The sequence below is a fragment of the Ensifer sp. Root127 genome (genome assembly GCF_001425225.1).
Classification (GTDB): Bacteria; Pseudomonadota; Alphaproteobacteria; order Rhizobiales; family Rhizobiaceae; genus Ensifer; species Ensifer canadensis.
The window spans coordinates 178,102-204,450 of the sequence record NZ_LMDX01000011.1; the positions used below are offsets into that span (position 1 = coordinate 178,102).

A 26,349-nucleotide genomic window follows, 5' to 3' on the forward strand; every position below is an offset into this window, starting at 1 on the left:
CCTGTTGGACTCGCCGGCAATGCTATAAACAAGCTTTCGGCAGAAGCGAGGCGTCACCACATTTAAATGCCGCATCCCGCTGCGATCCGGTCTGAATGCCGGATTTTAACACAAAAGACAACAACGGAGCTTTCCATGTCCGCAGAGATCGAAACGCGCCTCAAGGACCTCGGCGTCACCCTTCCCCAGGCTGCAGCCCCGGCGGCGAACTATGTGCCCTACGTCATCAGCGGCTCGATGCTCTACATCTCCGGACAGCTGCCAATGGAAGGCGGAAAGATCGCCGTTACCGGCCATGTGGGCAAGGACGTTGACGTCGCGGGCGCCCAGCGCGCCGCCGAACTCTGCGCGATCAACATTCTGGCACAAGCCAAATCCGCACTTGGCGGCGACCTCGGCCGCATCCGCCGGCTGGTCAAGATCAACGGCTTCGTTGCCTCGACACCAGAGTTCATCGAACAGCATCTCGTCCTCAACGGCGCATCCAACCTGCTTGCAAACGTCCTTGGCGACGCCGGCAAGCACGCGCGCGCTGCCGTCGGCATGGCCGCCCTGCCCTTCAATGCCGCCGTCGAGATCGACGCGGTCATCGAGATCGCGTGATCGGGTGCCGGGCATGACAGATATTTCCTGGCTGAAAGCTCAACCGATCGCCCATCGCGGCTATCACGACATGAACAAGCAAGTCTGGGAAAACACGCTTTCGGCGTTTTCCCGCGCTGTTGATGCCGGCTTTGCGATCGAATGCGACCTGCAATACACCGCCGACAGCGTGCCGGTCGTCTTCCACGACGACGACACCGAGCGGCTGTGCGGCATCAAGGGTGACGTGCGATCGAGGACGGCCGGCGAGCTCGGCCTGATGTCCATCGGCGGAACGAAGGACAGGGTGCCAACGCTGTCGCAAATGCTTCGGCTCGTCAAAGGGCGCGTGCCGCTCATCATCGAGCTCAAGGGACGCAAGGACGACGACGAGGGGTTTGCCGCCGCCGTCCTGGAAACGCTCGAAGGCTACAAAGGCCATGTCGCCCTCATGAGCTTCGACCATTGGTTGCTCAAGGATCTGAAAGCGCTCGATGCACCCTATCCGCTCGGGTTGATCGCCGAGGGGGCAAGGCCGGAGACCTTCTTCGTGCATGAAGAGGCCATGCAACTCGGCCTCGACTTCATCTCCTACCACTACGGCCATCTGCCGAACTCGTTCATCACCAAGGAACGTACGCTAGGCCGAACGATCATCACCTGGACCGTTCGCGACAGGCAGGCTGAAGAATATACCTACGCCAACGCCGATCAGATGACCTTCGAGGGTTTCGACCCGCGGGAGGCATTGATTTCCTGAGCTCATGTCCGACGCCGTCACCATCCGCATAGAGCAATCCTTCTCCGAGATACCGGCGGCGCGCTGGAACATGCTTTCCGGCGCGGCGAAGGGACGAGACGGGGCGGTCTACAACCCGTTCGTCTCGCACGCCTATCTCTCGGCGCTGGAGGAATCGGGCTCGGCCACGGCCAAAAGCGGCTGGCTCGGCCAACACCTGCTGATGGAGGGCGCTGACGGAGAGCTTCTTGGGGCGCTCGTCTGCTATCTGAAAAACCATAGCCAGGGCGAATATGTCTTCGACCACGGCTGGGCGGATGCGTTCGAGCGCGCCGGCGGTCGTTATTACCCCAAACTTCAAGGCTCCATTCCCTTCACGCCCGCAACCGGACCGAGGCTCCTGACGGTTTCGGGCCAAGACGGCTCGCCCGTACAGGACGGGCTTGCGGCAGGTCTGAAGGAGCTTGCACGGCGGCATGACGCCTCATCGGCGCATGTGACCTTCGTCCCGGATGCCGAGATGCCGGTATTCGAACGGGCAGGTTTCCTGCATCGAACCGACCAGCAGTTCCATTTCCTGAACGAAGGCTATGGCACGCACGGCGAATTCCTGGAAACGCTGGCATCCAGAAAGCGCAAGGCCCTGAAGAAGGAGCGTCGCGCCGCACTCGAAAACGGCATCACGATCGACTGGTTGACCGGCAGCGATCTGACGGAAGCAATCTGGGACCAGTTCTTCACGTTCTACATGGACACCGGCGACCGCAAATGGGGGCGCCCCTATCTCACCCGCGCCTTCTATTCGCTGATCGGCGAGCGCATGGCGGACGACATTGTGCTGGTGATGGCACGGCGCAACGGCCGCTATATCGCAGGCGCGATCAACTTCATCGGCGGCGACGCGCTCTATGGCCGCCACTGGGGCTGCATCGAGGAGCACCCCTTCCTGCATTTCGAAGTCTGCTATCACCAGGCCATCGATTTCGCCATCGCAAAGTGCCTCAAACGCGTGGAAGCCGGCGCGCAGGGCGAGCACAAGCTCGCCCGCGGCTACATGCCGGTCACGACGCATTCAGCGCACTACATCAGCCATCCCGGCCTCGCCCGGGCGGTCTCGGACTATCTCGTTCGCGAACGAAGGGATGTGGAAGAGACGGCTGAGTTTCTTGCCGAACACGGCCCTTTCCGCAAAGGTGAGCGCCAGGACGATTGAACCGCTCTCGGCGCTGGCCGGATCCAATCTACGAGGAAATACAATGAGCGTTTACGACACCAACAACATCTTCGCGAAGATCCTGCGGGGCGAGATCCCGTCGCACCGGGTCTACGAGGACGATGCGACGATCGCCTTCATGGATGTGATGCCGCAGGCTGAAGGCCACATACTGGTCGTCCCCAAAGCCGCTTCCCGCAATCTGCTGGATGCCGACGCTACGAGCCTGCCGGCACTGATCACCGCCGTTCAGAAAATCGCCGTCGCAGCCAAGGAAGCCTTCGACGCCGACGGCGTGACGATCATGCAGTTCAACGAGGCTCCTGCCGGCCAGTCCGTCTTCCACCTGCACTTCCACGTTATCCCGCGGCGCGACGGAATTCCGCTGAAGCCGCATTCCGGCACGATGGAAGATGGCGCGGTATTGGCCGCCAACGCCGAGAAAGTGCGCCAGGCACTTTAAATGCGAATCTGACGGTCGCACCAGCGGCCGTCGCCGGCTGCGTATTGAGCCCCTAAAGTATGTCCCGCAAAAGTGTTCAGCGGTTTTGCGATAACGACATACGCAAAAACAAAAGCTTAAAGCGCATCAAGTGAATCTGAAAGATCGCGACGCACTTTAGAAGCCCAGCCACCATAGGCCTGCAGCCAACGTTGCGATCGTTGTTGCTATGCCGATTGCCGGTTTGCGGCCAAGCAGGAAGAATGCCGTTGCCCCTATCGCGACGGCTCCCAGACGCAGCCATAACGGCGATTGCTCAAGAACGCCTGTCGGATAGAGTATGAGCTTGGCAATGACGGCTGCGACGAGCGCAGTCGCCACCGCCCTCACCCAGTTCAATGCCTCGGAATCGTCGCGCAGCCGGTTTCCGGCGATAACACCCAGCCAGCGCCAGATGTCGGTCGCGAGCCAGCCGGCGATCGCGATGAAGGCGTAGGCCCACCAACCGTCCTGCCAGGTCATGCGCCGATCTCCCGGCGACGGCGCCAGAGCCCTTCCACCGCCCAGGCCAGCGTGCCGCCGCCAACGCCTGCGAGCAGGATGTCAAATTCAGGGGCGAGCCAATAGAACAGCGGACTGGCGATAAGACCGAAGAGCAGCGCGATGTAGACCACCGGATGACGTGCCGAATGCCAGATCGAAGCCAGGAAGTAGATCGGCGTCAGGAAGAACAGGCAGCCGGCGACAATCGGCGGAAAATCGGCGACAAAGTGATAGACGATGGCGACCAACACCATGTTGGCGACGACGAGCGTGATGCCAAAGCCGGCGAAGAAGGCAACGCGCTTCTCGCGTGGCACCGCCTGCACCTTTTCCATGGCAAAGACCCAGGCGGTGATCGCGACAAAGTGCGACAAGAACAGCAGTAGCCATGTCGGCGTTTTCGCTGTGCGCAGCTCCGGAATGAGTGCTGCAACCATCGGCATCAACCGGACAGACGAAAGCGACACAGCGAGGAAAGCAGCCGCGAGACTGGCACCGCTCATCATCGAACTGACGAGAATGACCTTGGCCGGCAGTGCCCACACCATGCCGGTCATGAAAACGACCTGCTCCGGCGGAATTCCAGCCTGAGCCGTCAGGGAACAGAAGCCGACGAAGGACAGCATCAGGATAAAGGCCGGAAGGCTGAACAGGCCACGCATCCCAGTCAGAAACCAGACGACCGACGACTGGTCGTTTTCATCACTCTTCATCAGTCATTCCGGGATTGTTTTCATTCAGAGAAACGCTGCCGGATGAGACCATCCGGCAGCGCCAAACATCATGCCCGATCGGGCTACTTCTTGCGTGGCACCTTCGGCACCGTCTTGCCCTTTCGTGGGCTCGCCTCGCCGGCAGCCTTACCGTCGTCGTCCGAAGACGACTTGGTTGCTACCTTCTTCGGCTTGGCCTTCGGTGCCGGTTCAGCGCCGACGGCTTCCTTTTCCTCGGCCTTCTTCGGTTTGGCGCTCTTCATCGCGGGGCGGGTCACTTCCGCCTTCGGCCTGATTGGCGCCGTTTCCGGAACGGCATCAAGCAGCAACCCCTTGGTTCCGTCGGCCTTCGTGCCGATCGTCACGCGCAGTACGCCGCCCTTCTTCAACTTGCCGAACAGAATCTCGTCGGCGAGCGGTTTCTTGATGTGCTCCTGGATGACGCGGGCGAGCGGCCGCGCACCCATCTTCTCGTCGTAGCCCTTCTCGGCAAGCCACGCGATGGCATCGGGCGCCAGATCGAACGTGACGTTGCGTTCGGCCAACTGGGTTTCCAGCTGCATGACGAACTTCTGCACGACCTGATGGATAACCGGCGTCGGCAGCGATGCGAACGGGATGACCGCATCGAGACGGTTGCGGAACTCGGGCGTGAACAGGCGGTTCAACGCTTCTTCGTCCTCGCCGGTGCGCTTGGACGACCCGAAGCCGATAGCGGCCCGTGCCATTTCCGAAGCGCCCGCATTGGTCGTCATGATCAGGATGACGTTACGGAAGTCGATCTTCTTGCCGTTGTGATCCGTGAGCGAGCCATGGTCCATGACCTGCAGCAGGATGTTGAACAGGTCTGGATGCGCCTTCTCGATTTCGTCAAGCAGCAGCACGCAATGCGGATGCTGGTCGACGCCATCGGTCAGAAGGCCGCCCTGGTCGAAGCCGACATAGCCGGGAGGTGCACCGAGCAGACGCGACACGGTGTGCCGCTCCATGTATTCCGACATATCGAAACGTAGGAGCTCGACGCCGAGCGACGTCGCAAGCTGCTTGGCGACTTCGGTCTTGCCGACGCCGGTCGGACCGGAGAAGACGTAGCAGCCGATCGGCTTGTTCGGTTCACGCAGGCCCGCGCGGGCGAGCTTGATCGACGAGGCAAGCGCCTCGATCGCCAGATCCTGGCCGTAGACGACGGAACGCAGTTCCTTCTCGAGGTTGGCCAGCACCGCCTCGTCGTCCTTGGAGACGGTCTTCGGCGGAATGCGGGCCATTGTCGCGACGGTGGCTTCGATCTCCCGCTCGGTGATCAGCTTGCGGCGCTTGCTGACCGGCAGCAACATCTGGGCTGCACCGGATTCGTCGATCACGTCGATCGCCTTGTCCGGCAGCTTGCGGTCGTTGATGTAGCGGGCCGAAAGCTCGACCGCCGCCTTGATCGCCTCGTTCGAGTATTTCAGATGATGATAATCCTCGAAGTAGGGCTTCAGGCCTTTCATGATCTCGATGGTATCGGCGATCGTCGGCTCGTTGACGTCGATCTTCTGGAAGCGGCGCACCAGCGCGCGGTCCTTTTCGAAGAACTGCCGGTATTCCTTGTAGGTGGTCGACCCGATGCAGCGGATCGCGCCCGACGAAAGCGCAGGCTTCAACAGGTTCGACGCATCCATAGCGCCGCCTGAGGTGGCGCCGGCACCGATGACCGTATGGATTTCATCGATGAACAGCACCGCACCCGGGTAGTCCTCGAGTTCCTTGACGACCTGCTTCAGGCGCTCTTCGAAATCGCCGCGATAGCGCGTTCCGGCCAGCAGCGTGCCCATGTCGAGCGAAAAGATCGTCGCGTCCTGGAGCGCCTCCGGCACCTTCTTTTCGATGATGCGCTTGGCAAGGCCCTCGGCGATCGCCGTCTTGCCGACGCCGGGGTCGCCGACATAGAGCGGGTTGTTCTTCGAACGGCGGCAGAGAACCTGGATCGTGCGGTTGACCTCGGCGTGGCGGCCGATCAGAGGATCGATCTTGCCGGACTTCGCCTTTTCGTTGAGATTGACGCAATAGGCCGTCAGGGCATCCTGCTGCTTTTTGGCGCTTGCCTCTTCGTTTTCGCGTGCAGGCTTCTGCTCGGATTCGTGTTCCTCAGCTCCGCGCACCGGACGTGCCTCGGAGCTTCCCGGCCGTTTGCCGATACCGTGCGAGATGAAGTTGACCGCGTCGTAGCGCGTCATCTCCTGCTCCTGCAGGAAATAGGCGGCATGGCTCTCGCGCTCGGCGAAGATGGCAACGAGAACGTTCGCCCCCGTCACTTCCTCGCGTCCGGACGATTGGACATGAATGACGGCGCGCTGGATGACGCGCTGGAAACCGGCGGTCGGCTTCGAATCCTCGTCATAGCCGGTGATCAGGTTCGACAATTCGTTGTCGACATAATCTGTCACGGTCTTGCGCAGCGTCTCGAGATTGACGTTGCACGCGCCCATCACGGCCGCTGCGTCGGCATCGTCGATCAATGCCAGAAGCAGATGCTCAAGCGTCGCATATTCGTGGTGGCGCTCGTTGGCAAAAGTCAGTGCCTGGTGCAGCGCCTTTTCGAGGCTGGGCGAAAATGTTGGCACGTTAGTTCCTCATTTCTTTTCCATGACGCATTGCAACGGATGCTGATGCTGGCGGGCGAAATCCATCACCTGCGTCACCTTCGTTTCGGCGACTTCGTACGTAAAGACGCCGCACTCCCCCACACCGTGATTGTGGACGTGGAGCATAATGCGAGTCGCCTCTTCCGGGTTCTTCTGAAAAAAACGTTCCAGAATGTGGATGACAAACTCCATTGGCGTGTAATCGTCATTCAAAAGCAGAACGCGATACAAACTCGGCTTCTTGGTCTTCGGCTTGGTGCGCGTGATGACGGAGGTGCTGCGATTGCTTCCGCCTCCTTCGTCGTCGCTTCCTTGCTGCATCCGGACCGGCATGGCGATCATTCGTGTCTTTTCCTTAGTACAAGCCGCGGATCCATCTGATGTGGCCGCAGCGTGCTTGCCCTTTATCTAATGGTTCGTTTCTAGATTTTAAGACCGAACCAACGCACTGCAATCATAATCGCACGGAGAGGCAGAAGATTGATCAACTTTCTTCGATCCACCGCGAAGTGCGCGAAACAGCAAAAAGGCCGGTCGCTGTATCGGCGACCGGCCTTCCAAATGACGGCAATGATCCGTTGCGTTACGCGGCAGCAGCAGCCTTGACCGCTGCGGTTGCCTTGGCAACCGGCGCTTCGTACGGCTTGTAGGCGTCCTTGGCGAGGTCGGCATACATCTCGCCGATCTTGGTTGCCTCGGCAAAGAAGCCTTCATAGCTCGACTTCAGGAAATTGGTCTGCAGTTCGAAGGCCGTCTCGACGCTCTTGACGCTGGAGAGCTTCTCCACATGGGCAACGCTGTCTTCGAAGGACTTCTTGGAAAAATCGGCAGCCTCGGTCGCAATGGCCTGAAGGCCCTTGGTCCAGGCGGAATAGCTTTTCACAGCCACGTCAATGGCTTCTTTGCTTTTCTTGTTTGCATCATCGAAGTTGAACATCGGGTGTCTCCTTAGTGACGGCCTGATCTGAAGGCTTTAGTTTATGTGCACTGCACAAAAAGTCAAGTCCAGCGTGCAGTGCAATAAAACACAATACTTGCAACAGCTTGATGAAAAAACGCAGCCGACGTTCAAAATTCTTCGACTTTACGCCCTGAAAAAACATGAAAGCATTGAAAAACCCGGCGCGATCGCTCGCCACCGGGTCATTTCCTGAAACCATCGATCAGCGACTTAGAGGTCGATGTCAAGGATCGCCATGGAGAAGTTGTAGGACAGTTCGCCATCTTCTTCGTCGCGGAAGACGACGCCGAGGAATTCGTCACCGAGATAGACTTCAGCCGACTCGTCCTTCTTCGGGCGAGCCTTGACGACCATCGACTGGTTGAACGTGCGCTTGAGGTAGGCTTCAAGCTTGCGGATTTCTTCGGGCTTCAAATGTCTTCTCCGTAGCCGTTTTTGATGTGCGGCGCTTCTCGCACGCTGCATTGGCGGGTGTAAACCCCTCGAAAGCAGCTACGCACCGGTTCCCGATGGTTCAAATTTCGAAGCTGCTCAGGATCTGGTCCATCTGGCGCGACGGTTCGGAACACCCGGCTTCGCCGACGACCTTGGCGGGAACGCCCGCAACCGTCGTTTTCGGCGGCACCGGTTTGAGGACGACCGAGCCGGCAGCAATGCGCGAGCAGTGGCCGATGTGGATATTGCCGAGGATCTTGGCGCCTGCACCGATCAGCACGCCGTCGGCGATCTTCGGATGACGGTCGCTGCCTTCCTTGCCGGTGCCGCCAAGCGTGACCCCATGCAGGATTGAAACGTTGTCGCCGATGACAGCGGTTTCGCCGACCACCAGCCCGGTGGCGTGATCGAGGAAGATACCGCGGCCGATCCGGGCAGCCGGATTGATGTCGGTCTGGTAGACGCTGGATGCCCTGCTCTGCAGATAGAACGCGAAATCCCGGCGCCCGCGCTTCAGGAGCCAATGGGCGAGACGGTGCGTCTGGATCGCGTGAAAGCCTTTGAAGTAAAGCACGGGCTCAAGGAAGCGGGTGCAGGCCGGGTCTCGATCGTAGACGGCCTGGATGTCGACGCGCAGGATCGCGCCCCATTCCGGCCAATCCTCCAGCATTTCGGCAAATGTCTGCCGCAGCAGGTTCGCCTGCAGATCGGGATGATCGAGGCGCTCGCAGATACGGTAGATGACGCTTTCTTCCAGCGAATGCTGGTTGACGACCGTCGAATAGAGGAACGCTGCCAGCATCGGATCCTGCTCGGCGGCAAGACGGGCCTCCTCGCGCAGGCTGCTCCAGATCGGGTCCATCAACTTGAGGGATTCCGTCTGACGAAGTTCGGTCGTCGCGACCATCGTCGCACTCCTTCTTAATCGGTCGATGCCTTCAATATAGGGGAAATCCGGCAGGACATAAATGGCCGGGCCACAGTTCGACCAGAGGTCGTAGACACACCTAAGCTCGCCCCACCTCTTCGAGAAATTCGAGTACCGCCTTCTTGAACACCCGATCACCGACCGCAAGCATATGGTCCCTGCCCGGAATATCAAGCGCACAGGCATTCGGCATCAGGTCTGCAAGTTCCTGCGGCGAGCCGGCGATATCGTCCGTTGTGCCGACGCCGATCAAGGTCGGAGCGTCGATGCGGCCCATATCCTCGGCGGTCAGAAGGTCACGCGACGTCGATATGCAGGCGGCCAGTGCCTGACGATCGCTCTTGGTCTGGTCGGCAAACGCGCGGAACATGCGGCCGCGTGCATGCGTCACCACATCGAGCGACGGCGCAACCAGCGCGTCGGCGATCGGGTCCCAATCGCCGACCCCGGTGACCATGCCCATACCGAGGCCACCGAACACCAGAGAGCGCACGCGGTCGGGATGGGCAAGCGCCAGGAATGCGGAGATGCGCGCGCCCATCGAATAGCCCATCACATGCGCCTCTGCGATGCCGAGATGCCCGAGCAGTGCGACCGCATCGCCGGCCATCTGCTGGGGATGGTAGAGGGCTGGATCGTATGGCTTGCTACTTTTGCCATGGCCACGGTTGTCGAACGCGATTACCCGGTAACCGGCATCGCCAAGCGTCTTCAGCCAGCCGGGAAAAACCCAGTTGACGTTGGCGCTCGAAGCAAAGCCGTGAACGAGCAGGATCGGCGCACCGGAAGGATCGCCCTCGTCGAAGAAGGCGATATCCAGCCCTTCATGCGTGAAGTGCGAAAATGGCGGCGGATTGAGATCCATCATTCTGGTCCTTGAGGCGGCATCGGTTTGGCGCAACCTAATTTGTCGTCCCGTAGAGGGGAACCCCGGCCCGGCAAAAACCACAGGTGCGGCGTGTTTGCCGCTACACTTTTGCAACAAAGCTCACTATGGTGCCGGCAAATTCGACCCTCAAAGACTTGCATACATCGGAGCATGACATGGCCGGCCACAGCATCCCCCATTTCCAGAATGACGGCGGACATCAGGCAATCGAGATCGGCGTCAAGGAATTCATGTGCACCGGCGCGTCCGTTCCCTACGACCACCCGCACATCTTCATCGACATGGGCGACGACAATGAAAAGGTCTGCTCCTACTGCTCGACGCTCTATCGCTACAATCCGAAGCTGAAGGCGACCGAAACCAACCCGCCGGGCTGTCTCTTCACCTTCCAGGCGACCTGATACCCGCGCGGATGTCAACCGCGGTCGCGATCGTCGGTGCCGGCATCGGCGGGCTCACGGCGGCCCTGTGCCTCGCGCATCGCGGCTTCGACGTCGACATTATCGAACAGGCGGCCGTTCTGACCGAAGTCGGCGCCGGGCTTCAGCTTTCCCCGAATGCATCGCGCATCCTCAGCGAACTCGGCTTGCTCGACGCGCTCGAATCCGTCTGGACCGAGCCGGATGCGATCACGCTCGTCGATGGAAAGTCGCTTCGCGCGCTTGCACGCGTTCCCTCGGGGCGTTTTGCCCGTGACCGCTGGAGCGCGCCCTACGGCGTGTTACACCGGGCAAGCCTTCAACGAATCCTGATTGCCGCCGTGACGGCCGAGCCGCGCTGCCGTCTCCACCTGGGACACCGCATCGAAGGCGATGCCGAACAGGCGATTGCCTCCACTACCGGGCGGACGCCGGCGCTGATCATCGGTGCCGATGGCATCTGGTCGCGCCTGCGCAATGCGATTGCGGGTGCTGGCACCGTCCAGTTTTCGGGCAATGTCGCCTGGCGCTTGACGGTCACGCGCGCTGCCGCCGACAACCTTCTGCAGCCGGATCGCGTTACCGCCTTTCTTGGCGCACGGGCGCATCTTGTCGCCTATCCCCTGCGAGAAATTGGCGGCTTCAACCTGGTTGCGATCATCGAAGGCAAGGAAACCGACGGCGTCTGGGTCGGCAAGGATTCCGAAGTCAGGCGTCGCGACTACCTTGACGCCTTCTCAACCTGGAACAACGGCCTGCAAACATTGCTGAAAAACGCCGACGCGCCGACCTATTGGCCACTTTGCACAGTGACTGACGGCGCTTGGCAGGATGGACGAAAGATCGTTCTGATCGGGGACGCTGCCCATGCGATGACGCCGTTTGCGGCGCAAGGCGCTGCCATGGCGATCGAAGATGCAGACGCACTTGCAGCCTGCCTCAGCAGCGCAAACGACATCAGCGAAGCGCTGAGGGCCTTCGAGGCCACACGCCGGCCACGCATCGCCCAAGTGCGCCGCCGCGCCGCTTTCAACCGCTTCGCCTACCACGCCCGCGGCCCGTTCCGGCTCGGGCGAGATATCGTCCTGTCGATGAAGGGTCCGGAAGCGCTCGCAGCCGATTTCGATTGGCTCTACGGCTACGGCGCTCCCGAACGCTAAAAACGGTCAGACTGCCCTTGCTGCGGCAAGTCCCGCCTCGATATCCCGGCGAATATCGGCAACATCCTCAAGACCGATCTGCAGGCGAAGGACCGGCCCCTCGGTCGGCGCCAACGCCACCTTTCGATCCGACAGGCCAACGTGAAGCGCCAGACTTTCGAAGCCGCCCCAGGAATATCCAAGGCCGAACAGCGACAGCGCATCGAGGAACGCGTGCGCCTTCGCCTTGAAGCGCTCGGGGCTTTCAGCTTTCAGCACGAAGGAAAAGATGCCGCTCGCCCCGGTAAAATCGCGCTTCCAGAGGTCGTGGCCGGGGAAGCTCGGAAGCGCCGGATGCAGAACGCGGGCAACCTCATCACGGCCTTCCAGCCACGTGGCGAGCGACAGCGCGCTTTCCTGGTGCCGCTCGAGGCGGATGCCCATGGTGCGCAGCCCGCGCAGGATCTGGTAGCTGTCATCCGGAGACACGCAGACGCCGAGCGTGACCATGGCTTCCGTCAGCGCCGGCCAATGGGCGGCGTTGGCGGAGACCGTGCCGAGCAGCACGTCGGAATGGCCTGAGGGATATTTGGTGGAAGCATGGATCGACACGTCGACGCCATGGTCGAGCGGTTTGAAATAGACCGGTGTCGCCCAGGTGTTGTCCATGGTGACAACGCAGCCGTGGCGGTGCGCGACGTCGGCTATCGCCCGGATATCCTGCATCTCGAACGTATTGGAGCCTGGCGCCTCCGTATGAACCAGGCGCGTGTTCGGGCGAACCAGGCTTTCGATCGCAGCGCCAATCATCGGGTCGTAATATTCGACGGTAACGCCGAGACGCTTCAGCATCGTGTCGCAGAAATGCCGGGTCGGGAAATAGACCGAATCGACGATGAGCGCATGGTCGCCGGACGAGAGATAGGCGAGGAACGGCACGGTGACGGCAGCAAGGCCCGAGGGAACGAGGATCGTGCCTGCAGCTCCCTCGAGCTCGTTGATCGCGTCACAGAGCGCATCCGTCGTCGGTGTGCCACGGGTGCCGTAGGTGTATTTCTGCTCGCGCGTCTCCATCGCCCTGGCGTTCGGGAACAGCACCGTGGACGCGTGAACGACCGGTGGATTGACGAAACCGAAATAGTCGGAAGGTTTGTTTCCGGTATGGGCCAGTCGGGTGTTGATACCCATCTTGCCATTCACATTGCCGCTGTCTGCCATTGAATATTCCGATGTTGAAAAACCGATCCGGAACTCTTCGAACGCCCTACAACCGCGGTCAAGTGGCAAAATCCGACAAAGGCGCTTTGCGACCGAAAGCAGCAGCCATTGACGAATTTTCGCCCAGCAATTGCCCGTTCTCTGCAAAACCTGCCTAAACTTCTGGCTTATTTCAGGTTTTTTACTCGCAAGTTCAGAAAATCGGCGACGTCTCTTGACCCTCATTGATTTTGAGCATGAGATAGATTGCACTCGCGCCATGAGGGTGGCGGAGGCTGCACGCGCAGGGAGACGCGCTGGTGCAGACGGGAACGAACGACAACAGAAAAAGGTTCTAAAAATGGCAAGAAGAATTCTGACAGCCCTCGTTGGCGCTGCTGTCATGGGGATTGGCGCACATGCGGCTTCGGCTGCGACACTCGATGACGTGAAGGCCAAGGGCTTTGTCCAATGCGGCGTGAATACCGGCCTCGCCGGCTTCGCTGCCCCGGACGCTTCGGGCAACTGGAGCGGATTCGACATTGATTATTGCAAGGCGATCGCTGCCGCGATCTTCGCGGATGGCTCCAAGGTAAAATACACACCCACTTCGGCCAAGGAACGTTTCCCGGCCCTGCAGTCCGGTGAAGTCGACGTGCTTGCCCGTAACACCACGTGGACGATCAACCGCGACACCGCTCTCGGCTTCAACTTCCGCCCGGTCAACTATTACGACGGCCAGGGCTTCATGGTCCGCAAGGGCCTGAACGTTAAGTCGGCCCTCGAACTCTCCGGCGCCGCCGTCTGCGTACAGACCGGCACCACCACCGAGCTCAACCTTGCCGACTATTTCAAGTCCAACAACCTGCAGTACAACCCGGTCGTCTTCGAAAAGCTCGACGAAGTGAACGCGGCCTATGACGCCGGTCGTTGCGACGTCTACACCACCGACCAGTCGGGCCTCTATTCGCTGCGCCTGACGCTTTCCAAGCCCGACGATCACATGATCCTGCCGGAAATCATCTCGAAGGAGCCGCTTGGTCCGGCCGTCCGCCAGGGTGACGACCAGTGGTTCGATATCGTCAGCTGGGTTCACTACGCGCTGATCCAGGCCGAAGAGTTCGGCGTCACGCAGGCAAACGTCGAAGAAATGAAGAAGTCCACCAACCCGGACGTTCAGCGCTTCCTCGGCGTCGAAGCTGACAGCAAGATCGGCACCGACCTCGGCCTCACCAACGAATGGGCCGTCAACGTCATCAAGGCAGTCGGCAACTACGGCGAAGTCTTCGACCGTAACATTGGCGCCGGCAGCCCGCTGAAGATCGAACGCGGCCTCAACGCGCTGTGGAGCAAGGGCGGAATTCAGTACGCTCCTCCGGTCCGTTAAGACGGCCCGACACGAAAGGGGGAAGCGGCACGCCGCTTCCCCATCCCAACGATAAAAACACCCAAAAGGGTGACAAGGGGAAAGAGGCATTGCATGGCGATTGGCGTCACAACTACGCCTGAGAAGAGCAAACCTTCGGGCTCGTTCATCAACGACCCGCAAGTGCGCGGGATATTTTACCAGGTCATAACCGTCGTTATCCTCGTTGCCGTCGTCTATTGGATAGCGGACAACACGATCGAAAACCTCAAGCGTGCGAACATCGCGTCCGGCTACGGCTTCCTCAAGGGGCGTGCCGGTTTCGACGTCGGACAGTCCTTGATCGCCTATACCAGCGATTCCACCTACGGGCGCGCGCTCGTCGTCGGTTTCGTCAATACGCTGCTGGTTGCCGTGACCGGCATCATCACCGCAACGATCATCGGCTTCATTGTCGGCATCGGGCGGCTCTCGCACAATTGGCTGATCGCGAAACTGTCACTCGCCTATGTCGAAGTGTTCCGCAACATCCCGCCGCTGCTGGTCATCTTCTTCTGGTACAGCGGCGTTCTGGCCGTGCTTCCGCAACCGCGGGAATCGGCAGCGCTGCCGCTCAACATCTTCCTCAACAACCGCGGCATTGCCTTTCCGAAGCCGGTCTTCGGCGACGGCTCGCAGTATGTCTTCTACGCGTTCGTGATCGCCGTCATCGCCAGCTTCTTCGTGGCCCGCTATGCGCGCATCAAGCAGGAAGCAACCGGACAGCGCCTCCCGGTTCTGTGGATAGTGCTAGGCCTCGTCGTCGGCCTCCCGCTCCTTGTCTTCCTTGCAACGGGTTCGCCGATCACCTTCGACGTGCCGGTCGCCGGCAAGTTCAACCTCACCGGCGGCTCGGTCATCGGACCGGAGTTCCTGTCGCTGTTCCTGGCGCTTTCCTTCTATACCGCAGCCTTTATCGCCGAAATCGTTCGGGCAGGTATCCGTGGCGTGTCAACGGGACAGACCGAGGCAGCCCACGCGCTGGGCGTCCGGCCCGGTCTCACGACCCGCCTCGTCGTCGTGCCGCAGGCGATGCGGATCATCATTCCGCCACTCACCAGCCAGTATCTCAACCTGACCAAGAACTCGTCGCTGGCGATCGCCATCGGCTACGCAGACTTGGTTGCCGTCGGCGGAACGATCCTCAACCAGACTGGTCAAGCGGTCGAGATCGTGTCGATCTGGATCATCGTCTACCTGTCGTTGAGCCTGTCGACGTCCTTGCTGATGAACTGGTTCAATGCCCGCATGGCCCTGGTGGAAAGGTAAGATCATGAACACGCACCAGGGAAATTTCGTCCGCACTTCGATGATCGAGGCTGCACCCGCTCCCATACTGACGGGCGGCCTTGCCTACTGGCTTCGCAAGAACCTCTTTGCGACGCCGAAGGATTCGATTCTTACGATCATAAGCCTGCTCGTGCTCGCCTGGCTCGTACCGCCGGCAGTGCAATGGCTCTTCATCGATGCCGCCTGGACGGGCGGCGGGCGTGGGGTCTGCGCCACCGTCGCACAGGGCGGCTCGCAGCCGGACGGCTGGAGCGGCGCGTGCTGGGCCTTCGTCAATGCCAAGTTCGACCAATTCCTCTTCGGGCGTTACCCGATCGAGGAGCGCTGGCGGCCGGCCCTCATCGGCATCCTGTTCATCCTGTTCCTGACGCCGATGCTGATCCCGAAGGTCCCCTACAAGAACATTAATGCGATCCTGCTTCTCGTCGTGCTACCGATCCTGTCGCTTATCCTTTTGCCAGGCGGTTGGTTTGGTCTGACCTTCGTCGAAACCCCACTGTGGGGCGGCCTGATGGTGACGCTGGTGCTGTCGTTCGTCGGCATCGCGGTATCGCTGCCCCTAGGCATCCTGCTTGCGCTTGGCCGAAAATCGACCATGCCGGTGATCAAGATGCTGTGCACGTTCTTCATCGAAGTTGTGCGCGGCATCCCGCTCATCACCGTTCTGTTCATGGCCAGTGTCATGCTGCCGCTGTTCCTGCCGCAGGGTGTGACCTTCGACAAGTTCCTGCGCGCGCTGATCGGCGTGTCGTTCTTCGCCTCCGCCTATATGGCCGAGGTGGTGCGCGGCGGTCTGCAGGCGATCGGCAAGGGGCAGTATGAGGGTGCCGATTCGCTCGGCCTCAGCTACTGGCAGAAGATGAACCTCATCGTGCTGCCGCAGGCGCTGAAGCTGGTGATCCCCGGCATCGTCAACACCTTCATCGGACTGTTCAAGGATACGTCGCTGGTTTCGATCATCGGCATGTTCGATCTGCTCGGCATCGTCCGGCTGAACTTCTCGGATGCCAACTGGGCCTCGGCGGTCACGCCGATCTCCGGGCTAATTTTCGCAGGCTTCATATTCTGGCTTTTCTGCTTTGGTATGTCGCGCTATTCAGGCTTCATGGAACGTGTGCTCGACACGGCCCATAAACGATAAAAGGGGGGAACCGCATGGCAAATACAGCCACTGCTTCCAAGATGACCGTATCCGCGACCGACGTTGCGGTCGAAATCAACGGAATGAACAAATGGTACGGGGACTTCCACGTTCTCCGTGACATCAACCTGAAGGTCATGAAGGGCGAGCGTATCGTCATCGCCGGCCCGTCGGGCTCCGGCAAATCGACGATGATCCGCTGCATCAACCGACTGGAAGAGCACCAGAAGGGCAAGATCGTCGTCGACGGCATCGAGCTCACCAACGACCTGAAGAAGATCGATGAAGTGCGCCGCGAAGTCGGCATGGTGTTCCAGCACTTCAACCTGTTCCCGCACCTGACTATCCTGGAAAACTGCACGCTTGCACCGATCTGGGTTCGCAAGATGCCGAAGAAGCAGGCCGAAGAAATCGCGATGCACTTCCTGAAGCGCGTCAAGATCCCCNCTGGAAAACTGCACGCTTGCACCGATCTGGGTTCGCAAGATGCCGAAGAAGCAGGCCGAAGAAATCGCGATGCACTTCCTGAAGCGCGTCAAGATCCCAGAGCAGGCCCTCAAATATCCAGGCCAGCTTTCGGGCGGTCAGCAGCAGCGCGTGGCGATCGCCCGCTCGCTGTGCATGAAGCCAAAAATCCTGCTGTTTGATGAGCCCACTTCGGCGCTCGACCCGGAAATGGTCAAGGAAGTGCTCGATACGATGGTCGGCCTTGCTGAAGAAGGCATGACCATGCTGTGCGTGACCCACGAAATGGGCTTTGCCCGCCAGGTCGCCAACCGCGTGATCTTCATGGACCAGGGCCAGATCGTCGAACAGAACTCGCCTGCCGAGTTCTTCGACAATCCGCAGCATGAGCGCACCAAGCTCTTCCTCAGCCAGATCCTGCACTAGGCATCCGAGCTAGACTTCAAACAGAAAGCCCGCCTTTCCGGCGGGCTTTTTTGCTATCTGGCCGTCGTGAAATGCGGTCACTCGACGTGATAGCGCAGCATACCGACCGACCAGCGGATGCCGCGCTTATCCAGGTCCTCGGTCCAGGTCTTCTGCAACCGCGAGACTATTTCGCTCAAGGTCTCGCGCGCGCGGAGCTCGACCTTGAGTCCCCGTGCCTTCGGCGCGACCGCCGCCAGATCAACGGGATCGTTGACCACCAGGGCAACGAACGCACTCTCACCTTCGCCCGATGCTTCGAAGTCGAAGCCGTAATATTCGTCCGGCAGTGTCAAAGGCACGTTGGCGCTGAGTGGGGTAATCTTCTGCGCGAACTCGTTGGGAAAGATCTGGGTTGCTGCGCCCTCTGCATTGACGTCGAGCAGGATGAGGCTCCCGGCAATCTTGCTTGCGACCGTCAGCTTGAACACGTCACCGGCCTTCATCGACGTTGGCCTGTCGATGCCGAGGGTCACGTCACCAGCGTCGGCCTTGCCGACGATATCGCCGACCGCATCGATTGCATTCGCATCCTGATAGCTTACCTGGCCGGTACTGCTGCCGGTAACGGGCTGATACCGAGCCTTCGCATCCGCACGCGCCTGTACCGGCACTATGGCACTGGCACCGAGGTTCTGCGCCTTCGTCTCCAGTTGCGGGTCGAGGGTCTCGCATTTTTTCTGCGAGGCGCAGTAAGCGGCAGATTGCACCGTGACATATTCGAAAAGCTCGGCGTTGCTGGTCAGGCCATTGGCGTTCGCGTCCGCCGCCGCCCCCATCTGCCCGGCGACATAGGCCGCGGTGAAGACACCGTGACGGCTTTCGACGGGCAGCCGCACATCGTCCCAGGCCACCTGATAGGGCGCGCTTGCGCTCCAGGCAACGGTACCGCTTTCGTTGACGTGGGCCGGCTTGTCGACGACGCCGAGATCGATCCGCAGCCCGCGCGTCAGTGCCTGCTCCACCGGTTTCGCCACGGGGCGCGGTAGGAAACGCGCGCCGTCGATGCCTGCGGACACATCGTTGGAGAGCGACCGCGAGATCGTGCCAGAGTGACAGGCGTCGATCACCAGGGTCACCGCCCTGCCCTTCAAGCGTTCGAGGATGGCATCGAGCTCGTCATCAGTGATGGCGCCATCCCAATCCTTGTTCTTGGCGACCAGATCGAATGGCGCCAGCGCCTCATCCATGCCGTCGTCCTCGTCGTCATCGAGATCCGTCACCTGAAGACCGTGACCCGAATAATAGAGATAGGCCCGGTCACCGGGCTGCGTGCCCGCGACCAGCCATTCTTCGATCGACGACAGGATGGCCGCGCCCGTCGCCTGCTCATCCTTCAGTACTCGGATCGCGGAACGATCGAAGCCGAGTGTGCCTGTCAGCAATCCTTCCATGGCAACGAGGTCGTTTTTCGGGCCGTGCAGGAACAGCTTCGGCGGCAGGTTCTGATAGTTTCCTATCCCGATGAGCAAGGCCCGGTCCGCAGCCAAGACAGGCGAACAGGTCCCCAGCGCCATGAGCGGCAGCAGGAAACGCCAGACACCGATGTCCGCGGTCATTGCCCGCGCTCCCGCGTGTAGAGCGGTTGGATAGCGACGGCACTGTCGGTGCCGTCCAGCCGCTCTTCCAGAAGGCGCAGAAACTCGGATGCCTCGACGCCTGGGCTGGATAAAGCAGCAACCACCGCATCGATCGGGGCGTTTGTCGAGACGACCACAAGATGATCGGCGCCAAAAGGTTTGACCACCTCCAGGTCCCTGAGCTTGAACACATGGCTGCCGGAGCCCGAGACCTGGGCATCGAGAAGCTGGACTTCCCCGGTATTAGCCAGATTGAACACCAGCATGTTCGCGTATCCGGACTGCGGAGCGTCGAAGTTCAGGCGGTCGCCTGATGAATAGATGTCCTTGACCGGCGTCAGCGAGACTTTGCCCGGGTTCTGCGCGGCAAGCACCTTCAGGAAATCAAGAAGGATGAATTTATCGACCACACCCTGCACCATGTCGGCAGCGACATGTTCGCCGGCAACGTCGCCGTTCGGCGTGTAGAATGTGCCGCTCGTGGCATCCCATCGATAGGGAACACCGCTGCCACCGACATTTTCAAGCGTCGGCGCTGTGCCGTTGACGCTGAGCGCCAGCGTTCCTGTCCAACCCATGTCTCGGGCGGGCTTCAGCTTTGACGACCGGCCTGTTGCTGCTGCACCATTGCCGTCTGCCAGCGCCGCACTTCTCGGCAGCGACAGGACGATCTCCCTGTCCGATCGCGGCACCTGTGGTGTGAAGTTCGGCACCTGCAGCGCCTCGGACTGGAGCTTGACGTTGGAGAAGACGTAATCCTCGAGTTCGACCCGCGAAATCAGCCCGTCGCCATCGCGATCGGCGGCCCCCTCAAGCGCGCGGGCGAAACTCCAACTGAGCGCGCCGCGCGGCTCGCCTTCAATCACCACCTCCGGTGTCAGCTGGCTCTCAAGCGATGCGGCAAGGATAGTCACCTGCGACAGGTCCGCATCCTTCACCGCCGCGCCGGAAACCGCCTCTTGCGACGGCGGCGGCAACTGCGCCCGCACCGTCGGTGCGAGCCGCGTCTTGCCGGAGATCGATCGGTTCATGCCGCCGGAATAACAGCTGTCGGAGACAAACAGCACCTGGACACCCTTGGCCTCAGCTTCCGCGAACCAGGCATTGAGTTCATTGTCGACGATGATCTCCTTTGCCGTCTCCTCGGCCCGGCTACGATCGAATCCCGGCAACTCCAGAAACTCATCAAGCCCATCCGGCTCGCTGCCGGCGACAAGTTCCGGCATCTGGGCGCCGTGACCGGCATAAGTGAAGATGATCATGTCGCCTTTTGTCGCGGCACCGACAAGTTCCAGCCAGCCGGCGCGGATCGCGTCCTTCGTCGCCTTTTCGTTGATGAATTCGCGGATGGTGCCGACGTCCGCCGTCTTCAGTGCCTGGGCAACGTCGCGCGCATCCTTGACCGCGCCATCGAGGCTGACCTCATGCGGATAGACGTCGACGCCGACGACAAGCGCCGACGTGGCCGCCAGCGCCGGCAGACCCGCTAGACTAAAGAAAGCGCACGAAATCAGAGCCTTGCGCAGCACAGCCTATTTCTCCACATCAACTTCGACGCGGCGATCCAACTGATGTAGCATCGCTTCGTCGTAGGCACCCGGATCATCCGGTTTGAACGGCTCCTCCTCGCCCTTGCCAATCGTCGTCCAGGTGCCCTTGTAGCCAGCACCGACAAGATAGTTGGCAAGCGCCTCGGCCCTTGCCAACGACAGTTTCAGGTTCGCCTCAGCGCTGCCGATCGGATCAGTATGGCCGATCAAGGTAATTGCATCCGCCTTTGCCGATTTCAGGCACTCGAACAAATCCTTTGCCGACTGCAACCCTTCAGGCGTGAACTCGGCTGTTCCGAAGACATAGCGAACCGGCGTCGCCTTCTTTCTGATCGAGACACCGCGATAGGAGAACTTGCAGGCGCCGCGCATCGCAAGCTTCACCGGCTTGATTGCTGCAAGCCGCATCTCGGAGGCGAGCCGATCGAGGCGCAGAATGTAAGCCTTGTCCGGCGCCATCCACTCGGGCGTCAGTTCCTCGTTGGCCGCATCCTCAAGTGCCTGCTGGTAATAGGTTGCCGCACGTTCATAGTTCTTTCGCTCCCGGTCGATGTCGCCGAGCGCGTCGAGGATCTGCCAAGGCCCACCGACGTCGCTCAGCACAGCTTCAAGCTCACCCTCGAAAGTATCGAGCCTGGCACCGGCCCCGACTGCGTTGGCGATGCGATTGAACGTTGCTAGCGCCGCTACACGCCGGGTAAGCGCTGCCTCGGTACTCGAACATGCATTCGTGCGCTCCGGCGCGGCCGCTGCCCGCGCCCCGACCTCGTCGCCCCTGTTGAGAGCCTCCGAGGTTTTCACTAACGCGTCGCAGGCGCGCGCCGGGTAAGCGAGCGGCAAAAGCATTGCGGATGCGACGATCAACCCTTTCATCAATTCATCCATCGCGCATCCGCTATTCTCTAATCTCGAAAGTTACCATCTGCACGCTGCTGGCGCCGTTGTCGGCCTGCGCCTTCTTCGCGAGATTGACCGCCAATCCGCGCGTCGGCGGCAACTTCGATTGGACGACGAATGCGCGCGCTTTCTCCACCGTGAGCCTTTGATCGGCCAGACCGCCAACCCGGCAGAAGGCCAGCATGGTTTCGGCGGGCGCTGCCGTATCGAAGGTCAGCGTGCCGGTTCCCGGCTGCGGGATCAGCCTGCTTTCGCCGGGCTGCAGCGTCGTGTGGCCGATCATCTCATCTGGGATGATTTCGACATTGCCGTTTTCCTCGACATAGAGGATCTGCAGTTCGCAGGCCTGATTGACGCTGAGTTCGAACGACAGCTGGTCACCGACCTTGGCCGTCGTCGTCGGCACCTTCAAGGCAAGCTCAAGCTTGGTGCCGCCAGCCTTCTCCTGCTTGCGATAGTCAGGCGCGGCTGCGGCTACGGATTGCGGTTTTTCCTCCGACTGCTGCTCGGTGCCGGCAACGACGATCGTGCTGGTATCGAGCGGGCGCCGCTGGGCGAGCGGCTCCAGCAACAGGGCATATTGCTGTTCGACCTCGTTGCGCGGAACAGTCCCGCCAGCTTCGAGCGTCGTGACCCAATCAAGCCCGAGACGCAGGACATCCACTTCCGCTACTCGCTTGATCGCCTCAGAAAACTGCTGCGGCGTCATGTCGAACTCCGCCGCCAGAGCATCGAAGTCGAGCTCATCTTCATACTTGTCGGCAAAGTAGGTGACGATCTCGGCGTCGCCGGGTGCGTGCTTGCTCTGAAGCCCGCCATCCGGCGTCGGTTCGGTTACGTCGAGTTTTTGCAGAGCCTCGACGAAGCGTTCGCGGTCCTTGCGGTAGGCCTCGTCCAGCTCCTCCTGCTTCACGTACATGGCCAACAGCACGCCCTGCTGGTCCTTGCTGAACAGCGTCGACGTGGCGATATGCTCGCGCAACTGATCACGTTTCGACAGAATGCCATCGGCGTGGCAATCGAAGCAGGAGCGGGCATTGACGATCTCCACGCCCTTGCCGATCGGCCGGTCACGGAACGAAACGATGGTCGTCGGCCCGACATCGAGCTGTTTTCCTGCCGCGGTCGACAGATAATAACCCTGCATGCCGTTGGGCAGTGAAAAGATCATCTCGCCACCGTCGTGCTCGAACGGCACAAGGCCGGCATCGAGCGCACCCAACTCCTTGGGTCCATGCGGAAAACGCTTGAGCACCTGTTTGCCGACATCGCCGGCGAAATCGTAGGATTTCCAATAGTAGCCGCCAAACGGCATGTCGTGACGCTCGAGCATGCGATTGTGGTCCGATACGCCGGACGAACCGTCAGCAAAGCCGGCACGCAGAACGTTACGCCGCCTTATGTTGTCGTCGACATCGATCTTGAAGCGCGTTTCCAGCTCGCGAATATGCGTCGGCAGCTTCATCAGTCTGTTATAGACCTCCGGCCGGGCGCCATTGCTCATGAACCAGTCGATCCGCATGATCGGCAGTTGCGTATGCGTCTCGGTGGAAAGCGCCTGAAGCGACGCATCGCTCGTCGGATCAACGCCGTAGAAATAGCGCTTGATCAGGAAATCGTAATCAGCGTTATCCCACTGCAGCTCGCGCAGATCGACCCGGACGAGCAGACCATTGGTGCCGTCCACCTCCGCCGGCACCACCAGCTTCGGGCCATAGGACAAGGAATTCAGCAGCTTCTTGAAGCCACCGGCCAGCACGTCCATGCGCTTCATGAACGTGGCGTCGTCTTCGCAACCCATCATGCCGTTATACTGGTCACGGTAGGAGAAATAGCGCATGTGCTGACGATCAAGCGCACTGACCTTGGAAATGTCCTTGAGCGCCGCCTCGACGAACTGGTCATGGGACAGCATCGGGCGCGATCGGGCGGGTTTGGTGGCTGCCGTCTGCGGCAGGTTCTTTTCGCTGAGCGAATTGATCCAGTCCTCGAGCACCTTGACCTCTTCGTCCGTCGGGCGCTTGCCAAGCGGCATGCGGCCGCTGGTGACCGAGGTGAAGAGGCGCGATTTCGCAGCATTGCCCGGCGTGACGAAATTGGCATCGGCGGCGATCGATGTCAGCTCACCGGCGGGGTAGCTGCCTTGAGAGCTTTCACCCGGCCCATGGCAGTTGCGGCAATACTTGCCGATGAAGGCATCGGCCTGTTGGGCGACTTCGGCATTGTCGCCGGTCAGCGCCGTCGAGGCCGTGGTCTCCTTGCACACTGCCGTCACAGACTGCGCCACCGGCGCCGGTGCTTTCACCTCGCGATCGGACAGGAACGCGTAGATCGCGCGACGATCGTCGTCGCTGAGTATCGAAAGTCCCTTGGCGATCCGTCGCATGACCGGGTCGCTGATCGGTGCGCCCGAAAGCTTCTTGCCTTCGTCTATAAGGCCCGTGGTAAACACTTCCGGCGCAGTGAGCCCCGCCATCTTCGCCTTGCCGATATCCGGTGCGACCGCACCGGTCAGCCCCTTCTCGCCGTGAAAAGCTCTTTCCAGGTCGAGCCCATAAGTCGTCGTGCGCGGCGTGTGACAGTCGCCACAGCCACCGACATTTTCGACCAGGTAACGGCCACGCTCCATCTGCGACGCTTCGCGCGGCTGGTAGGCTTGAACTGTGAAATTGCTGCGTTTCCAGAGAGTTATGGTCGTTTGCCGACTAAAAGGAAAAGCGATCTCATGTTCCTTCGAGACGGCGTCTGATTGCGGCAAGGTCTCGACGTAAGCCTTGATATCGAGCACGTCCTCCGGCTTCATACCGCCATAGGATGTGTAGGGCATGACCGGGTAGAGATTGTTGCCGTCACGATCAAGCCCGACCATGACAGCGTTGAGGAACTGGGCGTTGCTCCAGCCACCGATGCCGTTGGCATGGGGCGAAATGTTCGGCGCGTAGAAAGTGCCGATCGCCGTGTTCATCTCCATGCCGCCGGACAGCAGTCCAGTTTCGTCGCCCGACCCGTGGCAGGCGCCACAACCAGCGGCGTTGAACATGTACTTGCCGTTCTCGACATTCGCCTTGTAGGTCGAGAAGGCGTCCTCGGCGAAAGCGTCGCGCACCGATGCGACGCCGGGACAGAGCATGGCGGCCAGCAGACCGGCGGCCAGAGCCAGTGCGTGCCTATTGCGGATGCCGGCACCTGACGAGACGTTCGCTCGCATTTCACGCAGACTGCGCATGGCCGTACTCCCTTAATCCAAAAATCTTCAATAAAACTGCTATCGAAACTGAAACTGTTCGAACTCTACGCGACGCGGCTTCTTTCCAAGCTCTTTCAACCCTTTGACGATCGCCTCCCGCAGCGGCGCAGGACCGCAGAACCAAAGATCGGCCTCGCCCGGATCGATGACGCTGCCCGCCGCCAGTTTGGCCGCGTCCAGCCGCCCGTCTGTGGCCGAATCGTGCAGCACGAAGCTGAAGTTGCCGAGCTTTTCCGCCTGCGCCTCGAAGGTTTCAAGGCCGATGGCTTCCTTTCGGTCGCGCACGCAATAGACCATGTGGATGTCCTGGTCCTCATCGCCCTTCAAATGGCTGGCCATGGCGAGAAACGGCGTGACCCCGATACCTCCGGCAAGCCAGATCTGCTTCTTCGCCCCGCGTCGGTGATTGAACTGGCCGTATCCGCCTTCGAGCTTCAACCGGTCGCCGACAGCAATCTGATCGCGCAACGCCTGCGTATAGTCGCCGAGCGGCTTGATGGCGAAGCGCACCGTGCCGTTGCCATCGATGTCGGCGATTGTGAAGGGGTGCGGCTCGCGCAGACCAGCCTTCAGGACACGCAGGAAACCGAACTGCCCCGGTTTGGCCCTCAGCGCGCGCCCCTTTGAACGCGCCGAAATGATCGTCGCACCATCGTGCTTTTCGACCTCGGAAACCTCGTAGCATCGCGTCCTCAGCCACGGCAGAAGCTGCGTATAGGCGTAGCTGAGGATCCCGAGTGCTGCGAACGCATTGAGATAGACCGCCAGCAGCGCCGTGCTGTCATAGGGGCGCTTGATGAACATCTGGTGGAACGCGACAAGCGCGAACAAGAGCCCGATGAACCGATGGGTATAACGCCACAGGTGATAGGGTATCTCGATTCTGGTCTTCGGGATGATCTTGACGATGCTGAGAACAAGCAGCGCCGTCAGCCCGTAGAAGCCATACTTGCCGGCGGAGGCAGCAAGCTGGTTCAAACCGCTGGTGAACGACAGCCCCTTGAAATCAGGCGTCAGGAAATAATGGACGAGAATGAGCATCAGCACGGAGATGCCGATCCGGCGATGAAGGTGATAGATGCGGTCGAGCCCGCCGAACAGCGGTTCGATGACGGGCGGACGTGCCGCCATGAACTGCGCAATCGCCATTCCGACGAAAGCCATCGAGGACGCCATCAGCGAGAACGTCGTCTGCGCGTTCGTATGGCTGACCGCCGGGACGGCAAGCAGCCCCGCAAACACAATCAGCGACCAGACCAGAAACGCACCCACCTTCAGCCCAAGCCCCTCAACGTCGATGTCCGACGTTCTTTTTAGAGAAGACTGACAAGCAGTTTCCTCTTCGTCAACACCATTCAAGGCTGGAACGGCCGAACGAGCACTTTTATTCAGGCCATTGAAATCTGAAGCTTTTACCGACTCATAATGATTACTTCGACCAGCATAATCCTTCCTGATTAGTGGTCATCAGTTCGTTTGCCATCG

Annotated in this window: 25 protein-coding genes and 1 pseudogene; 11 read left to right on the forward strand and 15 right to left on the reverse strand. The window is 60.4% G+C overall.

Annotation, left to right across the window (positions count from 1 at the left end; all coding sequences use genetic code 11):
- The first annotated feature begins 135 nt into the window (after positions 1-135).
- The 4 genes from ASD03_RS13910 to ASD03_RS13925 are packed head-to-tail and all read left to right on the forward strand — an operon-like array spanning position 136 to position 2,997.
- Positions 136-603 carry a RidA family protein gene (locus ASD03_RS13910; protein WP_025426816.1) on the forward strand — a complete coding sequence of 156 codons (468 nt, stop codon included), beginning with the start codon at positions 136-138 and terminating at the stop codon, positions 601-603.
- A gap of 13 nt (positions 604-616) precedes the next feature.
- Positions 617-1,342, forward strand: coding sequence for a glycerophosphodiester phosphodiesterase (locus ASD03_RS13915; RefSeq protein WP_057214206.1), 726 nt, complete (start codon positions 617-619; stop codon positions 1,340-1,342).
- A 4-nt stretch (positions 1,343-1,346) separates the two neighbouring features.
- Positions 1,347-2,534, forward strand: coding sequence for a GNAT family N-acetyltransferase (locus ASD03_RS13920; RefSeq protein ID WP_057205064.1), 1,188 nt, complete (start codon positions 1,347-1,349; stop codon positions 2,532-2,534).
- Positions 2,535-2,577: 43 nt separating this feature from the next.
- Positions 2,578-2,997, forward strand: coding sequence for an HIT family protein (locus tag ASD03_RS13925; RefSeq protein ID WP_025426813.1), 420 nt, complete (start codon positions 2,578-2,580; stop codon positions 2,995-2,997).
- A 156-nt stretch (positions 2,998-3,153) separates the two neighbouring features.
- Here ASD03_RS13925 and ASD03_RS13930 read toward each other — a convergent pair whose 3' ends face one another.
- The 9 genes from ASD03_RS13930 to ASD03_RS13965 all read right to left on the reverse strand — a co-directional run bounded on the left by ASD03_RS13930 (position 3,154) and on the right by ASD03_RS13965 (position 10,045).
- Positions 3,154-3,498, reverse strand: a complete 345-nt coding sequence (locus tag ASD03_RS13930; protein ID WP_038576042.1) for an AzlD domain-containing protein — start codon at positions 3,496-3,498, stop codon at positions 3,154-3,156.
- A complete protein-coding gene (locus tag ASD03_RS13935; RefSeq protein WP_025426811.1) occupies positions 3,495-4,232 on the reverse strand; it encodes an AzlC family ABC transporter permease in 738 nt (245 codons plus the stop codon). Before ASD03_RS13935 ends, ASD03_RS13930 begins: the two co-directional genes overlap by 4 nt.
- An 83-nt stretch (positions 4,233-4,315) precedes the next feature.
- Positions 4,316-6,835, reverse strand: a complete 2,520-nt coding sequence (gene clpA / locus ASD03_RS13940) for an ATP-dependent Clp protease ATP-binding subunit ClpA (RefSeq protein ID WP_025426810.1) — start codon at positions 6,833-6,835, stop codon at positions 4,316-4,318.
- 9 nt (positions 6,836-6,844) lie between these two features.
- Positions 6,845-7,198 (reverse strand): ATP-dependent Clp protease adapter ClpS, encoded by a 354-nt coding sequence (gene clpS / locus ASD03_RS13945; RefSeq protein ID WP_025426809.1) that lies wholly within the window; start codon positions 7,196-7,198, stop codon positions 6,845-6,847.
- A 241-nt stretch (positions 7,199-7,439) separates the two neighbouring features.
- Positions 7,440-7,793 (reverse strand): phasin family protein, encoded by a 354-nt coding sequence (locus tag ASD03_RS13950; protein ID WP_025426808.1) that lies wholly within the window; start codon positions 7,791-7,793, stop codon positions 7,440-7,442.
- The gene (locus ASD03_RS38945) at positions 7,777-7,995 is read right to left on the reverse strand and encodes a hypothetical protein (RefSeq protein WP_128090394.1); all 219 of its coding nucleotides are present in this window, start codon (positions 7,993-7,995) and stop codon (positions 7,777-7,779) included. The genes ASD03_RS13950 and ASD03_RS38945 overlap by 17 nt, the downstream gene beginning before the upstream one ends.
- Before the next feature lie 32 nt (positions 7,996-8,027).
- Entirely contained in the window at positions 8,028-8,231 is a 204-nt protein-coding gene (locus ASD03_RS13955; protein WP_003535016.1) for a DUF3126 family protein, read from the reverse strand.
- A 100-nt stretch (positions 8,232-8,331) separates the two neighbouring features.
- The gene (gene cysE / locus ASD03_RS13960; RefSeq protein ID WP_025426807.1) at positions 8,332-9,159 is read right to left on the reverse strand and encodes a serine O-acetyltransferase; all 828 of its coding nucleotides are present in this window, start codon (positions 9,157-9,159) and stop codon (positions 8,332-8,334) included.
- Between the two features lie 100 nt (positions 9,160-9,259).
- A complete protein-coding gene (locus tag ASD03_RS13965; RefSeq protein ID WP_025426806.1) occupies positions 9,260-10,045 on the reverse strand; it encodes an alpha/beta hydrolase in 786 nt (261 codons plus the stop codon).
- Between the two features lie 179 nt (positions 10,046-10,224).
- Here ASD03_RS13965 and ASD03_RS13970 point away from each other — a divergent pair, with 179 nt between their 5' ends.
- Together ASD03_RS13970 and ASD03_RS13975 are read left to right on the forward strand one after the other, a co-directional pair.
- Complete coding sequence (locus tag ASD03_RS13970) at positions 10,225-10,470, forward strand: zinc-finger domain-containing protein (RefSeq protein WP_025426805.1); 246 nt, start codon at positions 10,225-10,227, stop codon at positions 10,468-10,470.
- Positions 10,471-10,481: 11 nt separating this feature from the next.
- Positions 10,482-11,648, forward strand: coding sequence for an FAD-dependent monooxygenase (locus ASD03_RS13975; protein WP_025426804.1), 1,167 nt, complete (start codon positions 10,482-10,484; stop codon positions 11,646-11,648).
- A 6-nt stretch (positions 11,649-11,654) separates the two neighbouring features.
- On the opposite strand, the gene ASD03_RS13980 is transcribed toward ASD03_RS13975, so the two are convergent.
- Positions 11,655-12,845 (reverse strand): cystathionine beta-lyase, encoded by a 1,191-nt coding sequence (locus ASD03_RS13980; RefSeq protein WP_025426803.1) that lies wholly within the window; start codon positions 12,843-12,845, stop codon positions 11,655-11,657.
- A gap of 340 nt (positions 12,846-13,185) precedes the next feature.
- Here ASD03_RS13980 and ASD03_RS13985 point away from each other — a divergent pair, with 340 nt between their 5' ends.
- From ASD03_RS13985 to ASD03_RS38955, 5 genes and pseudogenes are all read left to right on the forward strand, one after another.
- On the forward strand, positions 13,186-14,211 hold the full coding sequence (locus tag ASD03_RS13985; protein WP_025426802.1) for an amino acid ABC transporter substrate-binding protein: 1,026 nt from the start codon (positions 13,186-13,188) through the stop codon (positions 14,209-14,211).
- Positions 14,212-14,304: 93 nt separating this feature from the next.
- On the forward strand, positions 14,305-15,498 hold the full coding sequence (locus ASD03_RS13990) for an amino acid ABC transporter permease (protein ID WP_025426801.1): 1,194 nt from the start codon (positions 14,305-14,307) through the stop codon (positions 15,496-15,498).
- 4 nt (positions 15,499-15,502) lie between these two features.
- The gene (locus tag ASD03_RS13995; protein ID WP_025426800.1) at positions 15,503-16,660 is read left to right on the forward strand and encodes an amino acid ABC transporter permease; all 1,158 of its coding nucleotides are present in this window, start codon (positions 15,503-15,505) and stop codon (positions 16,658-16,660) included.
- A 14-nt stretch (positions 16,661-16,674) separates the two neighbouring features.
- On the forward strand, positions 16,675-17,106 hold a 432-nt coding region (locus ASD03_RS38950), incomplete at its 3' end, for an ATP-binding cassette domain-containing protein (RefSeq protein WP_156407970.1).
- A gap of 1 nt (position 17,107) precedes the next feature.
- Positions 17,108-17,551, forward strand: a pseudogene (locus ASD03_RS38955) (amino acid ABC transporter ATP-binding protein); the annotation flags it as partial.
- Between the two features lie 77 nt (positions 17,552-17,628).
- Here ASD03_RS38955 and ASD03_RS14005 read toward each other — a convergent pair.
- The 5 genes from ASD03_RS14005 to ASD03_RS14025 are packed head-to-tail and all read right to left on the reverse strand — an operon-like array spanning position 17,629 to position 26,136.
- Positions 17,629-19,149, reverse strand: coding sequence for a caspase family protein (locus ASD03_RS14005; protein WP_025426798.1), 1,521 nt, complete (start codon positions 19,147-19,149; stop codon positions 17,629-17,631).
- The gene (locus ASD03_RS14010) at positions 19,146-20,699 is read right to left on the reverse strand and encodes a caspase family protein (RefSeq protein ID WP_025426797.1); all 1,554 of its coding nucleotides are present in this window, start codon (positions 20,697-20,699) and stop codon (positions 19,146-19,148) included. Before ASD03_RS14010 ends, ASD03_RS14005 begins: the two co-directional genes overlap by 4 nt.
- Before the next feature lie 3 nt (positions 20,700-20,702).
- Positions 20,703-21,593 (reverse strand): OmpA family protein, encoded by an 891-nt coding sequence (locus ASD03_RS14015; protein WP_158071682.1) that lies wholly within the window; start codon positions 21,591-21,593, stop codon positions 20,703-20,705.
- A gap of 22 nt (positions 21,594-21,615) precedes the next feature.
- Positions 21,616-24,843, reverse strand: coding sequence for a c-type cytochrome (locus tag ASD03_RS14020; protein WP_057205076.1), 3,228 nt, complete (start codon positions 24,841-24,843; stop codon positions 21,616-21,618).
- 39 nt (positions 24,844-24,882) lie between these two features.
- On the reverse strand, positions 24,883-26,136 hold the full coding sequence (locus ASD03_RS14025) for a ferric reductase-like transmembrane domain-containing protein (protein WP_025426794.1): 1,254 nt from the start codon (positions 26,134-26,136) through the stop codon (positions 24,883-24,885).
- Between the last annotated feature and the right edge of the window lie 213 nt (positions 26,137-26,349).